Origin of the sequence: Streptomyces sp. NPDC101393 (assembly GCF_044767385.1) — a bacterium.
Lineage (GTDB): Bacteria > Actinomycetota > Actinomycetes > Streptomycetales > Streptomycetaceae > Streptomyces.
Map to the genome: position 1 here is coordinate 112,753 of NZ_JBIWNU010000009.1, position 16,776 is coordinate 129,528.

General features: G+C 71.1%; 20 protein-coding genes and 1 tRNA gene. 19 read left to right on the plus strand and 2 right to left on the minus strand.

Features of this window, described 5'->3' with window-relative positions; all coding sequences use genetic code 11:
* Window positions 1–190: 190 nt before the first annotated feature.
* From ACIRQ7_RS27595 to ACIRQ7_RS27685, 19 genes are all read left to right on the plus strand, one after another.
* Window positions 191–325 (plus strand): hypothetical protein, encoded by a 135-nt coding sequence (locus ACIRQ7_RS27595; protein WP_404265369.1) that lies wholly within the window; start codon window positions 191–193, stop codon window positions 323–325.
* A 177-nt stretch (window positions 326–502) separates the two neighbouring features.
* The gene (locus ACIRQ7_RS27600; protein ID WP_404265370.1) at window positions 503–799 is read left to right on the plus strand and encodes a hypothetical protein; all 297 of its coding nucleotides are present in this window, start codon (window positions 503–505) and stop codon (window positions 797–799) included.
* Window positions 796–1,311, plus strand: coding sequence for a hypothetical protein (locus ACIRQ7_RS27605; protein WP_404265371.1), 516 nt, complete (start codon window positions 796–798; stop codon window positions 1,309–1,311). Before ACIRQ7_RS27600 ends, ACIRQ7_RS27605 begins: the two co-directional genes overlap by 4 nt.
* Window positions 1,308–2,318: a DUF2637 domain-containing protein gene (locus tag ACIRQ7_RS27610; RefSeq protein WP_404265372.1), complete on the plus strand. Its 1,011-nt coding sequence runs from the start codon at window positions 1,308–1,310 to the stop codon at window positions 2,316–2,318. Before ACIRQ7_RS27605 ends, ACIRQ7_RS27610 begins: the two co-directional genes overlap by 4 nt.
* Entirely contained in the window at window positions 2,315–2,650 is a 336-nt protein-coding gene (locus ACIRQ7_RS27615) for an RRQRL motif-containing zinc-binding protein (protein WP_404265373.1), read from the plus strand. Before ACIRQ7_RS27610 ends, ACIRQ7_RS27615 begins: the two co-directional genes overlap by 4 nt.
* Before the next feature lie 9 nt (window positions 2,651–2,659).
* A complete protein-coding gene (locus ACIRQ7_RS27620) occupies window positions 2,660–3,052 on the plus strand; it encodes a DUF3307 domain-containing protein (RefSeq protein WP_404265374.1) in 393 nt (130 codons plus the stop codon).
* Window positions 3,053–3,068: 16 nt separating this feature from the next.
* A complete protein-coding gene (locus tag ACIRQ7_RS27625) occupies window positions 3,069–3,371 on the plus strand; it encodes a hypothetical protein (protein ID WP_404265375.1) in 303 nt (100 codons plus the stop codon).
* 827 nt (window positions 3,372–4,198) lie between these two features.
* Entirely contained in the window at window positions 4,199–5,356 is a 1,158-nt protein-coding gene (locus ACIRQ7_RS27630; RefSeq protein ID WP_404265376.1) for a hypothetical protein, read from the plus strand.
* Window positions 5,357–5,433: 77 nt separating this feature from the next.
* Window positions 5,434–7,650 carry a hypothetical protein gene (locus ACIRQ7_RS27635; RefSeq protein WP_404265377.1) on the plus strand — a complete coding sequence of 739 codons (2,217 nt, stop codon included), beginning with the start codon at window positions 5,434–5,436 and terminating at the stop codon, window positions 7,648–7,650.
* 218 nt (window positions 7,651–7,868) lie between these two features.
* A complete protein-coding gene (locus ACIRQ7_RS27640) occupies window positions 7,869–8,063 on the plus strand; it encodes a hypothetical protein (protein WP_404265378.1) in 195 nt (64 codons plus the stop codon).
* A 25-nt stretch (window positions 8,064–8,088) separates the two neighbouring features.
* Window positions 8,089–8,571, plus strand: a complete 483-nt coding sequence (locus ACIRQ7_RS27645) for a hypothetical protein (RefSeq protein ID WP_404265379.1) — start codon at window positions 8,089–8,091, stop codon at window positions 8,569–8,571.
* 10 nt (window positions 8,572–8,581) lie between these two features.
* Window positions 8,582–8,713, plus strand: coding sequence for a hypothetical protein (locus ACIRQ7_RS27650; RefSeq protein WP_404265380.1), 132 nt, complete (start codon window positions 8,582–8,584; stop codon window positions 8,711–8,713).
* A 21-nt stretch (window positions 8,714–8,734) separates the two neighbouring features.
* Window positions 8,735–9,190 (plus strand): single-stranded DNA-binding protein, encoded by a 456-nt coding sequence (gene ssb / locus ACIRQ7_RS27655; protein WP_404265381.1) that lies wholly within the window; start codon window positions 8,735–8,737, stop codon window positions 9,188–9,190.
* Between the two features lie 86 nt (window positions 9,191–9,276).
* A complete protein-coding gene (locus ACIRQ7_RS27660) occupies window positions 9,277–10,440 on the plus strand; it encodes a DNA cytosine methyltransferase (protein ID WP_404265382.1) in 1,164 nt (387 codons plus the stop codon).
* Window positions 10,437–11,303, plus strand: a complete 867-nt coding sequence (locus ACIRQ7_RS27665; protein WP_404265383.1) for a bifunctional DNA primase/polymerase — start codon at window positions 10,437–10,439, stop codon at window positions 11,301–11,303. Before ACIRQ7_RS27660 ends, ACIRQ7_RS27665 begins: the two co-directional genes overlap by 4 nt.
* Window positions 11,300–11,635: a hypothetical protein gene (locus ACIRQ7_RS27670; RefSeq protein WP_404265384.1), complete on the plus strand. Its 336-nt coding sequence runs from the start codon at window positions 11,300–11,302 to the stop codon at window positions 11,633–11,635. The genes ACIRQ7_RS27665 and ACIRQ7_RS27670 overlap by 4 nt, the downstream gene beginning before the upstream one ends.
* The gene (locus tag ACIRQ7_RS27675) at window positions 11,632–12,870 is read left to right on the plus strand and encodes a DUF3631 domain-containing protein (RefSeq protein WP_404265385.1); all 1,239 of its coding nucleotides are present in this window, start codon (window positions 11,632–11,634) and stop codon (window positions 12,868–12,870) included. The genes ACIRQ7_RS27670 and ACIRQ7_RS27675 overlap by 4 nt, the downstream gene beginning before the upstream one ends.
* 178 nt (window positions 12,871–13,048) lie before the next feature.
* The gene (locus ACIRQ7_RS27680; RefSeq protein ID WP_404265622.1) at window positions 13,049–13,267 is read left to right on the plus strand and encodes an excisionase family DNA-binding protein; all 219 of its coding nucleotides are present in this window, start codon (window positions 13,049–13,051) and stop codon (window positions 13,265–13,267) included.
* A gap of 15 nt (window positions 13,268–13,282) precedes the next feature.
* Window positions 13,283–14,560: a tyrosine-type recombinase/integrase gene (locus ACIRQ7_RS27685; RefSeq protein ID WP_404265386.1), complete on the plus strand. Its 1,278-nt coding sequence runs from the start codon at window positions 13,283–13,285 to the stop codon at window positions 14,558–14,560.
* 80 nt (window positions 14,561–14,640) lie between these two features.
* Here the strand turns inward: ACIRQ7_RS27685 and ACIRQ7_RS27690 are convergent.
* Window positions 14,641–14,715: transfer RNA gene (locus tag ACIRQ7_RS27690), tRNA-Cys, on the minus strand.
* A 156-nt stretch (window positions 14,716–14,871) separates the two neighbouring features.
* On the minus strand, window positions 14,872–16,680 hold the full coding sequence (locus tag ACIRQ7_RS27695) for a hypothetical protein (RefSeq protein WP_404265387.1): 1,809 nt from the start codon (window positions 16,678–16,680) through the stop codon (window positions 14,872–14,874).
* Window positions 16,681–16,776 lie beyond the last annotated feature (96 nt).

Here is a 16,776-nt window from a genome sequence, read left to right on the forward strand (position 1 = left end):
AGCCAACACAGGTGCGGGCTCCGGAGTTGCACCTCCGGAGCCCGCCACAGGACCACCTGGCGAGAGGAAGACCTGTGTCCCACATCTTCGCATTCCCCACCGCGCCGCCGTCGAGTGACCAGGAGCAGATGGACGAGTTCCTGCGTCGCGCCCGGGAGGCCGACTCCCGCCGCTGCGGCGGTGGTTCCCGGTGAGCGAGTCCGTCGAGCAGCAGGCCGGCGGCGTTCCCGCCTGGCAGCACCACATGGAGGAAGCCAACCGCGCCGCCGCGGCCGCCGAAGAGGCGGCCCGCGCGGCCGCGGCGCTCCAGGGCGGTGACCAGTGAGCGAGCCCGAGCCCCGGCACGACCGCGCACCGGACACCACCGACCAGCTGCCGCCGCTGCCCCAGCGTGAGCCCGGCGGCTCCCTCTAACTCCCACACCGCACACCGGGCGCCCACCTTCGGCCACCACCGACGGCGGGCGCCCGCCCTGCGCACCCACCCGACTTCGGAGTACCCCATGAAGACCTTCATCGGGCGCCACCAGGCGCTCACCGACACCGATTACCTCGAACTCGCCCTCGGCACCCCGCTCGACCTGTGGTTGGGCGAGGACGGCGAGAGCGACGAGGAGCGCGCGGCCCGCCTGGATGCGGCCCGCGACATCCTCGACGACGACCCCGACCTCTACGACCGCGCACTGCGCGCCGTCGCGCAGACGCTCGACGGCCCGGCCGTGTACGGCAACGGTCGGCTCGGGACGCTCCTCAGCATTTCGGCTGTGCGCGAGATGCACTGGACGGCGGTGGCCGCATGAGCATCCGGCTGATCACCTCTCGCCGCCTGGCGGCCCTTGAGCACGACCGCGACCATGCCAGGATGCGGGCGCGGGAGGTGCAGGAGGCGTCGGATCGGGCGTTCGCCGGTCACACCCGCTCGGCGCAGCGCCTCACCGCCGGTCGGGAGACCGCACAGGCCCGTGCCGACGCGCTGCAGTGGGCCCTTGATATAGCCAAGGTCGAACTTGCTGAGGCTCACGAGCGGGCGTCCAAGCAGGCTGCTCGGATCGAGGAGCTGAGCGCTCCGGTCAAGGACGTGCCGGCGCTGCTGCTGCACTACGGCAAGCCTCACAGCATCCACCCCGACCAGGCGTCCGCGCTTGCCCATGCAGTCGCCCTCGGCGCTTCGCCGAGCCGTTGGGTGCCGCCTGGTGAACGCCTGGCGGCAGAGCTGCGGTGGCTGTGTGTGCCGTTCATCTACCGCCCGGACGGCGACTACTTCCTGAGCGTCGCTGCACCCGCCGTCGGGCCCTTGGAGGGTGCGGCATGAACGGTGTTCAAGTGCGTTCAGCCGAGCGCGCGTTGTCGGCCGGCACGTGGCTGATCGTGGCCGGCGCGATGCTCTACTCCATCTTGACCGTCACGCCGCTCATGTCCGCCCACACGCCCAAGCCGTGGGCCTGGACGGCCCCGATCCTCCCGCTCGTCGTCGACGCGGCAGTCGTCATCGTGGTCCGCCTCGACTCGGTGCTGGCCCGTCTGGGCGGGCACGGCGGCCGGTGGCCGATCGTGCTGCGGTGGATGACCGGCGCCATGACCCTGGCCCTGAACATCGCCGACTCCGCCCTCAGGAAGGACCTGGTCGGGGTCGCTGTCCACGCGGTGGCGCCGCTGCTGCTGATCGTCACCGCAGAGACCGGCCTGGCCTACCGCCGGGCCATCACCCGCGCCGTCACGGCCCTGGAAGACAAGCGCCAGGCCGAGCGCGAACGGCGCGAGAAGGCCGGACGGGAGCGAGAGGAAGCCGCCCGCCGCGAACGCTGCGAGGAGCGCGAGCACGCCGCGGCGCTGGCCCGTGAACAGCGTGACCATGAGGCCCGGCTCACCCGTGAACAGGCCGAGCGTGAAGAGCGCCAGCGCCGTGAGGAGCGCGAGCAGAGCGCCACTCGGGAGCGGGCGGAGCGGGAGGCTCGTGAACGCGCTGAACAGCAGCGTGAACAGGAGCGGAATGAGCGTGAACAGCGTGAACGCCAGGCCGCTGAACGGGTCGAGCGTGAACGCCGTGAGCGTGCTGCGGCTCAGGCTCGTGAACAGCGTGAGCGTCAGGAGCGGGCGGAGCGTGAACGCGCTGAACTGCTCGCCGCCGGCCCGGCGGACGAGAAGCAGCCCGAGGAGATCGCCCGCCAGACCGTGGCCGCGGCCTTCCACGCGGGGCTCGTGGTCCGCAGTGCGGCCGAGCTGTGTGGCTGGTCGACCGGCTGGGTCTCGACCCGCTACCAGGAACTGCGCGACCAGCAGGCCGCCGCGCCCCGCGCTCTTGAAGGCGTCGGATCGTGAGCACGCTGCCCGTCTACCGGTGGCGCCTGGCCCCTGAGGGCCTGGCGACCTACCGGCAGCTGCGGGCGCAGGGCCTGCGGCCGGGCGGTCAGGAGATCGTCGCGCAGATCGAGCGGCCCCGCCGGCGACGCGGGCCGCTGATCGCCTACCTCTACCGCATCGACCTCGCCAAGCCGGTCCGTCCAATGACGCCGGCCAAGCGGGCCGCTCTCGCCAAAGCGAACGCTGCCCGCCGCGTCTGCCCCGGCTGCGGGCTGGATCGCGGCTACACCATCCCCACTTCGCTCGGCGTCTGCGCCCCCTGCGCGGATGTTCCTGCCCTCGCTGCCTGAGGAGTTCCGGTGTTCGCCTCGATCGTGATTTTGCTGTGGGTCGGCCACCTGCTGGCCGATTACCCGTTCCAGACCGACCACCAGGCCGGATGCAAGGCCCAGCCCGGCGTCGTCGGTTGGGCCGCCAACCTCACTCACGCCGCCACTCACGTGCTCACCTGCGGCGTGCTGCTGGCCGGCGGCACGCTCGCTCTGGGCTGGCGCCTGCCGCTACTGCCGGTCGTCGTGGCCGTTGGATGGATCGGCGTTACACACGCTGTCATCGATCGCCGGTGGCCGGTGCGTTGGTGGATGGAGCACGCCGGCCAGCGCCAGTTCATCGAGCACGGCGGCATGGCCCACGTCGATCAGACCGCACACATCGTCGCCCTCGCCGCCGCGGCCCTCTATCTGGCCGCCTGACCTGACCGGAGTCACCGTGCAGCGTCGTCATCGCATCCTGACCACTGCCCTCGTCGTCGGCGCCGCGACCGGCATCTCCTATGCCGTTCGTCTGGCGGCCTTCGACGTTTCCCCCTCCCTGATCATCGCCTGCACTCTGGCCACCGCGGCCTGTGCCAGCTTCACGGTCGCGTGGGTGGCGGACTGGTTGCTGGTCACCACTCACCGCTGCAAGGCCCCGGGGTGTGACTTCCGGGTGCGCCTGCGCGGGACGAGCGCGGTCGAGAACCGGCGCCTTCAGGAAGCCGCCGCCGCTCATCCGCAACACCACCTGACCTGACCGCTGACCGGCTCCCGTCGGGCCCTTTGAGCGCGCACCGGCGCGTGGGCAGGGCCCGACGTGGGGCGTGACCTGGAGGTCCACCCATGAGTAGTGCATCGACAACCACTGCGGGGACGACGCCGGGCCCCGGCGGCGCCCCGCCCCCGACGTCCGCCTCTTCGATGGATTCCAGCACTGCCACGCCCGGCGCGGAGTCGGGGGCGACCCTGGCCGGCGTGCTGGTGCCGGGCGGGGCCCTGACCGGTCTGATCGGCTTGTGCTGGCTGACCCACCAGTTCGGCGTCTTCGCCACCATGGCGGCCCTGGTGACCTGCGCGATGGCCGCCTTCGTCGGGATAACCCGACGCTCTCGCCGGTCGGGCCGAGGCGCGGCCGGCCAGTTCGGGGGCTCGCTCGGCGGCCGCGGCCGCTCGCGCTCCGCAGCCGGATTCCACAGCGGCGGCATGCCGCGCCACGGATCCCGTCACGGCCGCGGTAGCTCGGGTGGCCTGCGCAGCGGGGCGCCGGGCCGTGGCGGCTCCGGCTCTGCCGGCCGGTCTCGCGCCGGTGCCGGGTCGCGCTCGGCAGCCGGGGCCGGGCTTCCGGGATCTGCCTCGCGCAAGCCGGTGGGCATGATGAGCGGCAAGTCGCTGCCGCTGGCGTCGTCCGCCCGCAATCACCCCGGGCAGGCCGCGCACTTGGGCCGCGGAGCGGCCGCAATGGGCGGCACGGGCCGCCACACGAAGGCGGGCTCCCCGGCCCCGAGCTCCCGCAGCCAACGGGGCCGGGCTGGTGGGGCTCCGTCGGGCGGACCTTCCCCGTCTCGGTCGGGCCAGGCCGGGCTCTTGGACCGGGCGCACAAGCGCAAGACCGCCCCCACCTCAGCCAACGGACGGACCACCACAGGGCTGGGCAAGGGACATCACAAAGCGGCCTCGCAACCCGGCGCCGGACCCCGGGGCGGCGGGGGAAGGAAGCCGTCGCTGCTCGACAAGGCGGCCCGCCGCAACCGTGGCAACAACGCCGAGAGGTCCCCCGGGCCTGAGCATCTGAAGGCCCCGCCCAAGAAGCCGAAGAACGGCAACGGGAGGGGCAAGCCGGGCAGGAAGAAGAACCCCACCACCCTCAACAAGCAGCAGGCTCCGGCCCGGCGCTCTCGTGCTGCCACGACGTGGAAGCGACGTGGCCAGTACCGGGCGGGGCGATTCCTGCGCAAGCACACCAGTGCCACCGTCCGCCACAGGATCCGAGGCGCTGCCGGAGCGCTCCGTGCGGCCGGCCGGACCGTCTCGCGCTACGGCAGTCCGCTGCTGGCCCGCGGCTGGCGCTACGGCGGCCGCGCGCTGATGCGGGCGCATATGGCGCTGGGCAACATCCGCTACTCCACGCTCGGCCCGAACTGGGTGCGTCCGCTGGCGAAGGTGCTGCACCTGATCACGACGCCTGCGGCCCGGGTCATGGCCTGGATGGGCACGTGGGGCTGGCTCAACCGCTGGATGTACCAGCACACCAGCGCCCAGCCCACCCAGCCCAAGCGCCCGCCCCACACCCGCCGCCCCGCCGCCGCGCACCGTCCCGTCACCAGCCCCGGATCGGCCGGGGCAACATCCGCCTCCTCGAAGGGAGTTGCCGTGTCCTACGGCCTCGAACACACTCTGCCTCTGCGCTACGCAGCCGAGACAGTCCGCAATGCCGGCGCCATGATGGTCCTCAACCCGGCCGACAACATGGTCGGCTACGAAGCCACCATCCGGGCCCTGACCGAGGTCCAGCGCGCTATCGGCGACGTGATCCGCATGGCGGCGATCTCCTCGCGGGAGAACTTCAAGGTCAACGAGGCCATCCCGGAGGCCTACGACGACACCGCCGTCTACGCCTACGCGCTCGGCGGCCGCCTGGAGTCGATCCCGACGCTGTACCGGATCATCCACGCCGAGCAGCTCGACAACATCGAAAACCCCACGCCGCAGGGCGCCAAGTGGGACCAGTCCGCGAACCAGTAGATCCGGACCCGGGAGGGCCACGGCCACGCCGTGGCCCTCCCGGTGCGTCCGGTTCACCATCGACGATCGGAGAAACCATGTTGAGCCGTCCCCGCAGCCATGAGCCGATCCCGTGGCGCCACGGTGTCGTCTCCACGCCGCTGTTCACCGCGGCCACCGTCTACGCCGGCGGACTGGGCCTGGGGGTGGCCCAGGACGCCGGGGCCGCGCTCCCGCTGGGCTGGATCGGCGTCGGCTCCCTGACCGGCATCGCCGCCGCCGGCGTCTCGCGATGGCTGCGCACCGGCCCCACGAGCCCCAAGCGCTGGTTCCACACCGGCTTCACCGCGACCTGGACTTCAGCGGCCTACGCCTGGATCAACTGGGCAGCCCACGACACCCCGTGGACGATGGCCTCCGCCACCGTCGTCGCCGCCGGAGCCGCGGCCCTGACCCCCTTCTACGCCATCGACCGCGGCCTTCGCGCCGAGCAGATCGCCGACCAGTGGGCCCACGAATCCGGAGCCAAGAGCGCGGACACGGCCGAGTGGGAGCAGGTCTTCGAAGAGGTCGGCGCCCGCGGTGTGACGGTGGGCAAGAGCGTCCCCACCCGCGGCGGCTACAAGCTCCTGATCAACCTCCACAAGACCCCCGTCAAGCAGCTCCACCAGCTGCTGCCGATGCTGGAGGTCCGCAAGGGCGACCTGCGCACCGGCTCCCTGCGCCTGGAGCCCACCCCCAACGCCTCCGAAGCGTGGCTGCACGTCACCACCCGCGACGTGCTCGGCGAGACCCTCGACCTTCCGGCCGACGACCACCCGCTGACCATCAACGAGCCCCTCACCCTGGGCCTGCTGGAGTCCGGCGAGCCCATCGAGATCCTCTTCCGCCAGAACAGCATCCTCATCGCCGGGAAGAAGGGCTCGGGCAAGTCGGTGCTGCTGCACGGCATCATCGCCGCCATCACCCGCGCCACCGACGCGGTGATCTGGATGATCGACCTGGCCGAAGGCAACGCCGCCAAACGCTGGCTGCGCCCCTGGGCGGAGCAGTGGAAGGACGCCGAGGGCAAGGTCATCGACCGGCCCATCCTCGACTGGGTCGCCACCACCCACGAAGAAGCCGTCCGCCTGCTCAACGCGGCTCTGGCCGTCGGCAACGGGCGCTCTGGGCGTATGAAGGGCGGCAAGATCCGCCCCAAGGCCGAAGAGCCCGCCCTGATCGTCCTGTCCGACGAGAACGCCGACCTGATGGCCTGGTCACCCCAGGCCGTCCAGGCCAAGACCCGCGGCGTGAAGAAGGGCAGGAAGGCCGCGGTCGACTACATCGACGCCGTCCAGCGCGGCACCGGCCCCAACACCGGCGGCGGGGAGATCGAGTCGCAGTACGACACGATCATCGGCATGCGCTTCTCCCGTAAGGCGGAAGGGCAGTTCGTCTTCCCCGACCACTACGGCCAGGTGGACCTGTCCCTCCTGCCCTGCGCGGGCGCCCTCTACATCCTCGACGAGGCCCGGCGCCAGGCCGGCGGGGTCGGGCCGGAGCGCGGCAAGGTCTACTTCGCCAACGATGACGACGAGATGCCCGACGGCACCCCCCGCGACGACATCGAGCAACTCTCCGTCGCCCGCTGGGACATCCGCCCCGACCTCGACGCCGCAGCCCAGGCCGACGCGGCGAGCTTCGGCTACGAAGACCGCTGGACCGACCCCGCCCGCACCGCCTGGCTCCGCGACACCGACGCGGAGCCGCCTGCCCCTGCGATGGCCTCAGCCAGCACCCTGCCGCATCAGGCCCCGCCGCCTGCAGCGGGCCCCGATGCGGCGTCGGGGATGGGGCCGCTCACCCCGATGAAGCCCTTCGAGTACTACGTCGACAAGGCCAAGGCCCAGCCCGCAACACCCGATCCGGACATGCCCACAACCCCGCAACCGCCTGCCGACGAACAGGGCGCCGGAGAAGCCCCGGAGGACACGAAGATCGCGCGGGCCATCGCCGACGCCCTCTCCGAGTTCGAGCGCATCACCGAAGAAGCCGCCGGCAACCACGCCACCGAGCCGGAGCCCGACCAAGCCGACGACTCCGGCCCCTTGCCGGACGGCGGCACGGACGCGGGTCCGGACTGGCTTCCTGCGGCCCTCGACGCCATCGAGTCCGCAGGCTCGATGGGAATGAAGCCGGCCGCCATCGCCGACATGGTCGGCCGCGACCGCAAGACCGTCCGCGCCGCCCTCCAAGGCGCCGCCGCACGCGGCGAACTCATCTACCGCGACCGCGGCCCCCGCTCCGTCTACGTCCACCCCGACCACGCCTGACCCGTCACACACAGCTACCGGGTAGTGGGTAGTGGGGCGACACCCACTACCCACTACCACCGTCCCAACCGCCCCCAGGGGCTCGGTGGGCGCTCCTGCCGGGGCGTTCCCCAGTACCCACTACCCAGTACTCACTACCCACTAGAACTACACACCGTTACCAAGCGGCGAGCGGCCTCCCGACTACGGGAAGGCCGCTCGTCGCGTCTGGAGGAACCGTGGCCCTGTCCATCTCCGCCGTCGTCCTCTTCGGCATCCTCACCGTCGTCCTGATGCGCGGACGACACGTCAGCGTCGGCAGCGCGCTGGTCCTCTTCCTCTTCGGCTTCTTCATCGCCGGAACCGGCGCCTACAAGCCCATCCACGACGCCTGCCAGGCAATAGCCAGCACCCTCGCCCACCTCATCGCCTGACCCACCAGCCGCACGAGGAGGAACCGTGCCCAACCACGCCCACCCCTCCACCGCACTACCTCCCGCCGCTGCCGGGGCCGACCACCCCCTGATGCGCGCCGAGGAGATCCCGCCCGGCGTCCAGGAAGTCATCCTGCCGAGCGGCGAACGCGCCCTCGCCTACAGCACCGAACCGACCGCCCCGCCGCCGGCGCCCATCGCTCCCGCAGCACCGGTTGCTCAGCCGATCCCGGCGTGGGCCAAGTCCACCGCTCTGCTCGCCCCGACCGTCGGCGGAGGCATCGCGATTGCCGCGGTCGGCCTCTCGGCCGCCGCCCCTGGGCTGGTCGCCGTCAGCCACGTTTTGTGGTCCGCGGTCGCCGCCATCGCCACCGGCGGCGCCGTCGCCGCAGCGGTCATCGGCCGCGTCCGGGCCCGCATCACCGCCGCCCAACGCCCACACGTCACCCAGCACATCACCGCTAACGGCGTGTTCGGCCGCGCTACCGGATCCGTCAACCACCGCTAAGGAGCGCCCTGTGTACGACGACTTCGACGACTTCACCGAGGGCTGCGAGTGCGGCGCCGAGGACGCCACCGAGTCCTACCCGCACTGCTGCGGGTGCGGCGCCGACGGCTCCAGCGAACGCCCCGACTGCATCTGCGAGTAACAAACCACAAGGAGAAGACCCATGGCCATGGGAGAAACCCCCATCACCGTCACCGGCAACCTCACCTCCGACCCGGAGCTGAAGTTCACCGCCTCCGGCGCCGCGATGGCGAAGTTCACCGTCGCCTCCACCCCGCGGACCTACGACCGCGAGTCCAGCCAGTACCGCGACGGCACGTCGATGTTCATGCGCTGCTCCGCCTGGAGGCACCTGGCCGAACACGTCGCAGAGTCCCTGACCAAGGGAATGCGGGTGATCGTCTCCGGCCGCCTGCGCCAGCTCGACTGGCAAAACGACCAGGGCGAAAACCGCTCGATGCTCGTGATGGAAGTCGACGACATCGGCCCCAGCCTGACCTTCGCCACCGCCACCGTCGCCAAATCCGCCCCCCGCAACAACGCGGGCAAGCCCACCGGCGGCGGTGACGTCTGGAACACCGCACCGGCGCCCGACGGCGGGGAGAACCCGCCGTTCTGATCAGCCCGGGGCGACCGCCGCGTCTCGCCAAAGTCACGCGGTCGCCCCGGCCACCAGCCCCCAACAGAGAACTGGAGACAGTCAGCATGACTCAACGCATCGACATCCGGCGAGTCCCCCACTCACCGCCGCGGTTACTGGCGCTGTGCGCCGGCTACGGCGGCCTGGAAGAAGCCATCCGCGCCGGCATCGGCGGCCAGGTCGCCGCATACGCCGAGAGCGACCCCCACGCCGCGAAGGTCTTCGCCGCCCACCACCCCGGTGTGCCGAACCTGGGGGACATCACCCGCGTCGACTGGCGCCGGGTGCGTGAGCTGTACAGGCCCGACGCGGTCGGGGCCGGGTTTCCCTGCCGCAACATCTCCAACGCCGGAAAGAGGGACGGAATCAATGGCCAGTGGTCACGCGTCTGGAAAAACGTCGCTCAGGCTGTGGGCGAACTTCGACCGCGCCTCGTCTTCCTGGAAAACGTGGCGGCGCTCCGCTCAAGGGGGCTGGACGTCGTCGCCGCGGACCTGGCCGCGCTCGGGTATGACGCGCGGTGGACATGTCTACGAGCTGGTGACGAAGAAGTCGGCGCCCCGCACCCGCGCGACCGCTGGTTCGCCATCGCGCATCCCGCTGATGCCGACCCCCACCACCTCGGACGGCACTGGCGGCCCCGGCACCTCCCCGAAGCGCAAGGGCGGCCTGAACCTACGCACCGCGGTCACGCGCCTGCCGGCCCCACCGTCGGAGACGTGAGGCTGCTGCCCACCCCCGCGGCCCGGGACTGGAAGTCCGGCGCCTCCAACCTCCTGGGCCGCAACAGCCGGCCCCTGAACGAGGTGGTGGTGAACCTGCTGCCCACGCCGAAGGCCTCCGACGGGCCGCACGGCGGGCCCAACCAGCGGGACACCAGCGGCCGGTACTACCTGCCCGGCCAGGCCGTCCGCCTCGACGCACGCTGGATCGCCTCCGACGGTACCGACTACGGACCCGCCATCCGCCGCTGGGAACACATCACCGGCCGCCCGGCGCCCTGCCCCACCGAACCCGGCACCCGCGGCAACCGCCGCCTGTCACCGGCCTTCGCCGAATGGCTCATGGGCCTGCCCGCCGGCTGGGTCACCGACGTTCCCGACATCCCCCGCAAGGAACAACTCAAGATCCTCGGCAACGGCGTCGTCCCCCAACAAGCCCACCACGCCTACGGCCTCCTGCTCACCGCCGGCGCCCCCGCCCACCTCGAAGTGGAGGCCGCAGCATGACCGACCACCTGCGAATCGCCCGGCCCCTGGCCGCCGCCGGCGTACCGGTCCTGCCCCTGAGCCGGGGGAAGCGGCCCTTCGCCAACTGCCCGGCCTGCGAGAAGAGCGCTTGTGGCGACCGCCCGCACATGAAGGCCGCCGGGCCCTGCCAGTGCCCGCGGCCGTGCCACGGCTGGGCCGCCGCCACCACCGACCACGCAGTTCTCACGTCTCCAGAGTGGGCGGGAGTGTGGCGTGATGCCTCAGCCGTCGCCTACCACCCCGGCGGCGCAGGACTCACCGTCGTCGACCTGGACGACGCCGACGCCGTCGCATGGGCACACCAGTCCCTGCCGCCCACACGGACCGTGCGCACGACGCGAGGGGAGCACTGGATCTACTTCCACGCGATGCGCTCCGCGAACGCCGTGCGGCCCGGCGTGGACATCAAATCGCGCATGTCCTACGCCCGTTGGCTCGGCCCGGGAACCGGGCACATGGAGGAGCTGCCGGGGGCTGTCCGCGCTCTCGTCGAGACAGAAGAGACCACCCCGCGCGAGGCGGTGGTCTCTTCTCCCTCCCTGCGCCTCACCGTGGACCGCAACCGCTCCACCGGGTGCCGCCACACCGAGCGGTACGTCCTCTCCGGTCTCATGCGCGGACTCGAAAAGATCCATGCCCGCACCAAGACCGGCGCCGGATCACAGGCCTACGGCGTCGCCAGCTTCCTGGCCGCCCAGCACGCCGACTGCCCCGGACCGTGCGGCCTCAACGCCCTCAGCGAGCACATCATCGCCGCAGCCGTCTCCGTCGGCGTCCCCGAGGCCTACGCCCACCGAGCCGTCACCAACGGCCTCAACAGCAGCGTCAGGAGGGCTTCGTGACCCCCGACCGCATCAACTCCGCCGAACCCGCCCGTACCCCGTCCGGCAGTGGTGCGCCGAGGGTCGTCGCCCGTCAGGGCGTCCTTTCAGCAGTTCGCCCTGACCCGCACCCGGACACCGCGCACGAGCCGGAACGGGTGTTCTTCGGCTTGCACATCATCGCTCCGCCGAGCTTCTCGGCCGCCACCAGCGCCACGGCCGCGTGCCGGTGTGGCTACCGCCGCAGCGCCAAGGGCCGGTCGGGCGTGCTGCAGCTCGTCGCCGACTACACCGACCACCAGACGGCCTGCCCCCGGCACACCGGCATCGCCGAGAAGAGGAACATCGCATGACCCCGACGACGACCGAGACGATCGACGGCGCCGCCCTGCTGGACGAAGTCGAAGCCTTCCACCGCCGGTTCAACCGCTTCCCCCGCGAATCCGCCTACGCCGCCGTGGCCCTGTGGGACGCCCACGCCCACCTCCTCGACGCCTTCGACAACACCGGCCGCCTGGCGTTCCTCTCACCCGAGCCCGGCAGTGGCAAAAGCCGTGCGCTGGAGATCGTGGAAACCCTGGTCCCCCGGCCGCTGGCGACGGTCAACCCCTCCGCCAACGCCCTCTTCCGCGTCGTGACCGCCGAAGAGGGCAAGCCCACCATCCTCTTCGACGAGATCGACACCATCTTCGGCCCGAAGGCCGGGGGCGACGAGGACGTACGCGGCTTCCTCAACTCCGGCTACCGGCGCGGCGCCAGCTCCCTGCGGTGCGTCGGAGACGGCTCCAAGCAGACCGCCCAGCGATTCCCCTCGTTCTGCGCAGTCGCCGTGGCCGGACTCGGCTCGCTGCCGGACACGATCCTGACCCGAGCCGTCATCATCCGCATGCGCAAGCGCGCCCCCAACGAGACCATCGAACCGTTCCGTCAGCGCATCAACGAGAAGGAGGGCCACGCCCTGCGTGACCGGCTCGCCGCCTGGGCCGACCAGGTCCGCGAGCAGGTGACCGGCGCCTGGCCTCAGCTGCCCGAAGGCATCTCCGACCGGCCGGCCGACGTGTGGGAGCCCCTGCTCGCCGTCGCCGAAGCCGCCGGCGGGACCTGGCCCGAGCGTGCCCGCGCCGCGTGCGTCGAACTGGTCACCGCCGCCAAGGACGACGACCCCGCCTCCATCGGCGTCCAGCTCCTGACCGACCTGCGCGACAAGGTCTTCCAGGGCACCGACCGGCTCCCGACCTCCACCATCATCGAAACCCTCCTCGCTCTGGAAGACGCCCCCTGGGGAGACACCGAAGGTCGGCCCCTGTCTCCCCGCCGACTGGCGAAGCTGCTCGGCGAGTACGTCACCGCCGACAACAAGCCCATCAAGCCCCGCTCCATCCGCACTTCCGGAGGCGTCCCCAAGGGGTACTACGCCGAGGATCTCGCAGACGCGTGGCTGCGCTACTGCCCTCCCCCCTCCCAGGAATCCGCTACTTCCGCTACATCCGCTACACCCCAGGTCAAACGGGGTGCGGATGTAGCGGATACGCGCGATGTAGCGGATAGCTCCGCTACACCCGCCCTGTTCGTCGCACGCAGCGCATAGCGCATCTATCCGCTACATCTGAGCAATCCGCTACACAAAACAGGCCCCTGACCTGCGGTGTAGCGGATGTAGCGGATGTAGCGGACCTGGCAGAGGGGGAGCTCCGCGGGGCGCCCCCTCTGCGCCATCTATCTGCCGTGACCGAAGCAGTTGGAGGTTCGTCGTGAGCGACGAAGGCATTGCCCAGGGAGCTGACGCAGACGACTCAACGGCCGTGCTCCTGACGGTCGAAGAAGCTGCGCGGAGGCTGAAGGTCGGTCGTACGACCTGCTACGCGCTCATCAAGTCCGGAGAGCTGGAATCCATCCCCGTCGGTCGACTGCGTCGAGTTCCGCTCGACGCCCCCGCCGAGTACGTAGCGCGCCAACGGCAGGCCGGCCGCCGCGCCGCAGCATGAGGAGCTGTCCTTCATATGGAAGAAGAGAAGAAGCGAACCCGCCAGCCCAACGGTCGGTCATCCATCTACCAGGGCAAGGACGGGAAGTGGCACGGCCGCGTCACCGTCGGCGTTCGCCCTGACGGAAAGCCGGACCGGCGGCACGTGGAACGCAAGACGCGGTCCGAGGTGACCAAGGCGGTGAAGAGGCTGGAGCAACAGCGCGAGGCCAAGACACTGCGCCAGCCCGGTCGGGCCTGGACCGTCGCCGCGTGGCTGACGCACTGGGTGGAGAACATCGCTCCTCTGGGCGTCAACCAGAACACCATGGTTGGCTACGGCGTCGCCGTCAGGAAGCACCTTGTCCCCGGGCTCGGCGCGCACAAGCTCGACCACCTCAAGCCGGAGCACATCGAGCACTTCTATGGCCGCATGGTGGCGGCCGGCAGCAAGCCCGCCACGGCTCACCAGGTGCACCGCACCTTCCGCACCGCGCTGAACGAGGCGGTGCGGCGCGGCCACCTGGGGCAGAACCCGGTCTCGCTCGCCAAGGCTCCGCGTGTCCGAGAGACCGAAGTGGAGCCGTACACCGTGGATGAGGTGCAGCGGCTGTTGAAGGCCGCCGGCAAGCGCCGGAACTCGGCGCGCTGGGCGGTGGCTCTCGCTCTCGGCCTGCGTCAGGGGGAGGTGCTGGGGCTGAAGTGGGAGGACGTCGACCTCGACGGCGGTTTCCTCATCGTTCGCCGGAGTCGGCACCGCCCGCAGTACGCGCACGGCTGCGGCGATCCTTGCGGTCGGAAGGCCGGGTACTGCCCCGAGCGGCGACGGACGAACCCGGAGACCGCAGATACCAAGTCGCGGGCGGGTCGACGCGCGGTCGGTCTTCCGCAGCAGCTTGTGGATCTGCTCAGGTCCCACCGAGTGCAGCAGGAGAAGGAGCGAGCGGCGGCAGGGAAGAACTGGACTGACGGGGGGTGGGTCTTCCCCAATGAGGGCGGGGCCATCGCTTCCCACCGAAAGGACTGGCAGGAGTGGAAGGACCTGCTCAAGGAAGCGAAGGTGCGCGACGGCCGTCTTCATGACGCCCGCCACACCGCGGCGACGGTGCTGCTGATCCTCGGAGTGCCGGAGCGCGCGGTGATGGGGCTCATGGGATGGTCGACCACGGCCATGGCCGCGCGGTACCAGCACATGGTCGACGCGGTGCGGACCGATGTCGCGAAGCAGGTGGACGGGCTGATCTGGAAGCCCGAGAAGAGCCGGCCGGACGACGACGATGACGGCGCCGCCGGAGCGCTCGTACCGGCCAACTGAGACGGGAACTGAGACGAAAGGCTACGGGCCGGTCTCTCCGAGGAGAGACCGGCCCGTAATCAGCTCCTGGTCAGAGCCTGTGGAGGCCGTGGCGGGAATCGAACCCACGTAACTCGCTTTGCAGGCGAGTCCCTAAACCACTCGGGCACACGGCCGGGATGAGGTGATGTCCTGACTGTAGGCCGTGGCGCGGGGGGTGGGGCAAGGGTGCGGGCCGTGCTGCCATGAGGCTGCAATACGGGGTTCATGAACGGGGTTCAGGGAGGGGGCTCACGGACCCCGTGGTTCCGTGTCGCGACGGTCGTGGGGGGTCAGGACGGTGGGGTGGTGGCGGCCGGTGGGGTGGCGGGGGTGTCGCGTACGGCGACCAGGCCGTTGAAGACGCCGACGTAGGCGGTGCCGTCCGGGCCGAGGGTGACCGGGGCCCAGTTGTTGTCGTAGAAGGGGCCGGTGCCGGTGAGCCGCTTCCAGCGGGTGTGGCCGCTGCGGAAGTCGACCGCGGTGAGGTACCAGGCGTCGATGCCCAGCCGGTTCGGCTCCTTTGTGTAGAAGTACAGCAGGCCGTTGGCGGTGGAGAGCTTGGCGACGGTGGACGGGGAGCGTTCCTGGCTCTCCCAGACGGTGTCGCAGCCGCTGCCGTCGGGCCGGATGTCGATCCGGGTGATCCCGCCGGTCACGGACTTCCCGGCGAGCAGCGAGGTGACGTTCTCGTAGCCGTAATTGTTCTCGACGACGAGGCTGTTGCCGTAGCCGATGAGGGAGTTGTCGGTGGTGGAGGCGCCGGACCGGAAGACGGGGACCTTGCAGACGAGCCGGTCGCCGCCGCCGCCGACGCCGCCGCCGCTTCTGTCGCCGCCGCCGTCGGAGCCCTCGTCACGGCCGTCACCGGGGACGGGCCCCGAGCCCGGTCCCGAGCGTGACCCCGTACCGGACCCCGAGCCGGAGGCCGTCGCGTTCGCCGGGTCAGCGGCCGTGGCGCGGCGGTAGACCAGGACGTTCATGCGGTCGTCGGCGTTGTCGGTGATCGCGACGTACGGGTGGGCGGAGTCGCCGAGCAGGGTGGGCGTGGTGCCGGAGCCCTGGCTGACGGAGCCCGGCTTGCTGCCCGTTCCGCGGTCGTAGGTCTGCCGCCACTGGACGCGAGGGGTGCCGTCGGCGTCCGTGCGCAGGCTGTAGAGGGCATGGTCGGAGACGACCGAGACGCCGTCCGGGGCCACCGAGAAGCTGTTCTGGATCTCCTCGCCCGGCAGTTGGGTGGTGCGCACCGTGCCGCTGTCGGGCGCGATCGTGCCGATCCGGCCCTTACGGGTGACCCACCAGATCCGGCCATCCCAGTCGGGCTGGACCGCGGTCACCGGATCGCAGGTACCGCGCGGGTAGAGGTGGGTCCAGCCGACGCAGTCGTGCGGGACGTACGGGGTCAGGTCCCAGTCGTCGTCGAGGGCGAAGTGCCAGCTGCCGTCGGCGGCCCGGGAGTGGGACAGGCGCAGTACGTGCTGGCGGGAGTCGGCGAGGACGACGCGGTCCTTGTTGTCCAGGTAGAAGTAGGCGCCGCCCGAGGTGTCCTTGAAGATCTTGGAGAAGTCGAGGCGGGTGAGGGCCTCGATGGTGGAGGGGCGCTGCGGCAGCTTGTACTCGGCGAGCGTGGCCAGGCTCTTCGGGTCGAGGAGCTTGAGCCGGAAGCCCTGGAAGGTGCCGCAGACAGTCAGGATCCGGCCATCTTTGTCGAAGGTGACGGTCGCGCACTCACCACCCAGCGCCGCCATCTTCGCGCTGCTCACGGCCGGCTGTGCGCCGAGCGGGCCCGGGAAGGGGTGGGTGTCGCTGCTCGCTCCGTCCCCGTGCATACCGGCCCGCCCGTTGGGGGCCAGAAACGGATGCTGTGGCGGCGCCTGGTCGGCGGGGAGCGGTGCCGCGGTGGCCGGCGCCCCCTCGTACTGCGGGACCAGGCGGTGTCCCGGGGCGGGCGGGATCGGCGCGGCGTACGCGGCGGGGGCGAGCGCGGCGCCGGCCGGCAGCGCGAGCAGCAGCGCGGTGAGGGCGGCGGCCGCGCGGGCCCCGAACCGTCTGCCCCGGGGGCGCGGACTGCCGCCCCGAGGTCCAACGAGCCTTATGCGCATGGGAGTTCCTTCGTCCGGGGGCAACGGCGGACGAGGCTAGGGCGGGGGAGATGAGGAGTCCATGGATTCCGGCGGCCTGGCATGAAGCGTTCATAT

Coding starts and splice junctions, on each gene's coding strand:
- ACIRQ7_RS27695 (WP_404265387.1), bottom strand. CDS start 16,680: ATGCGCATAAGGCTCGTTGGACCTCGGGGCGGCAGTCCGCGCCCCCGG.
- ssb (WP_404265381.1), top strand. CDS start 8,735: ATGGCCATGGGAGAAACCCCCATCACCGTCACCGGCAACCTCACCTCC.
- ACIRQ7_RS27610 (WP_404265372.1), top strand. CDS start 1,308: ATGAACGGTGTTCAAGTGCGTTCAGCCGAGCGCGCGTTGTCGGCCGGC.
- ACIRQ7_RS27685 (WP_404265386.1), top strand. CDS start 13,283: ATGGAAGAAGAGAAGAAGCGAACCCGCCAGCCCAACGGTCGGTCATCC.
- ACIRQ7_RS27665 (WP_404265383.1), top strand. CDS start 10,437: ATGACCGACCACCTGCGAATCGCCCGGCCCCTGGCCGCCGCCGGCGTA.
- ACIRQ7_RS27675 (WP_404265385.1), top strand. CDS start 11,632: ATGACCCCGACGACGACCGAGACGATCGACGGCGCCGCCCTGCTGGAC.
- ACIRQ7_RS27660 (WP_404265382.1), top strand. CDS start 9,277: ATGACTCAACGCATCGACATCCGGCGAGTCCCCCACTCACCGCCGCGG.
- ACIRQ7_RS27600 (WP_404265370.1), top strand. CDS start 503: ATGAAGACCTTCATCGGGCGCCACCAGGCGCTCACCGACACCGATTAC.
- ACIRQ7_RS27635 (WP_404265377.1), top strand. CDS start 5,434: ATGTTGAGCCGTCCCCGCAGCCATGAGCCGATCCCGTGGCGCCACGGT.
- ACIRQ7_RS27605 (WP_404265371.1), top strand. CDS start 796: ATGAGCATCCGGCTGATCACCTCTCGCCGCCTGGCGGCCCTTGAGCAC.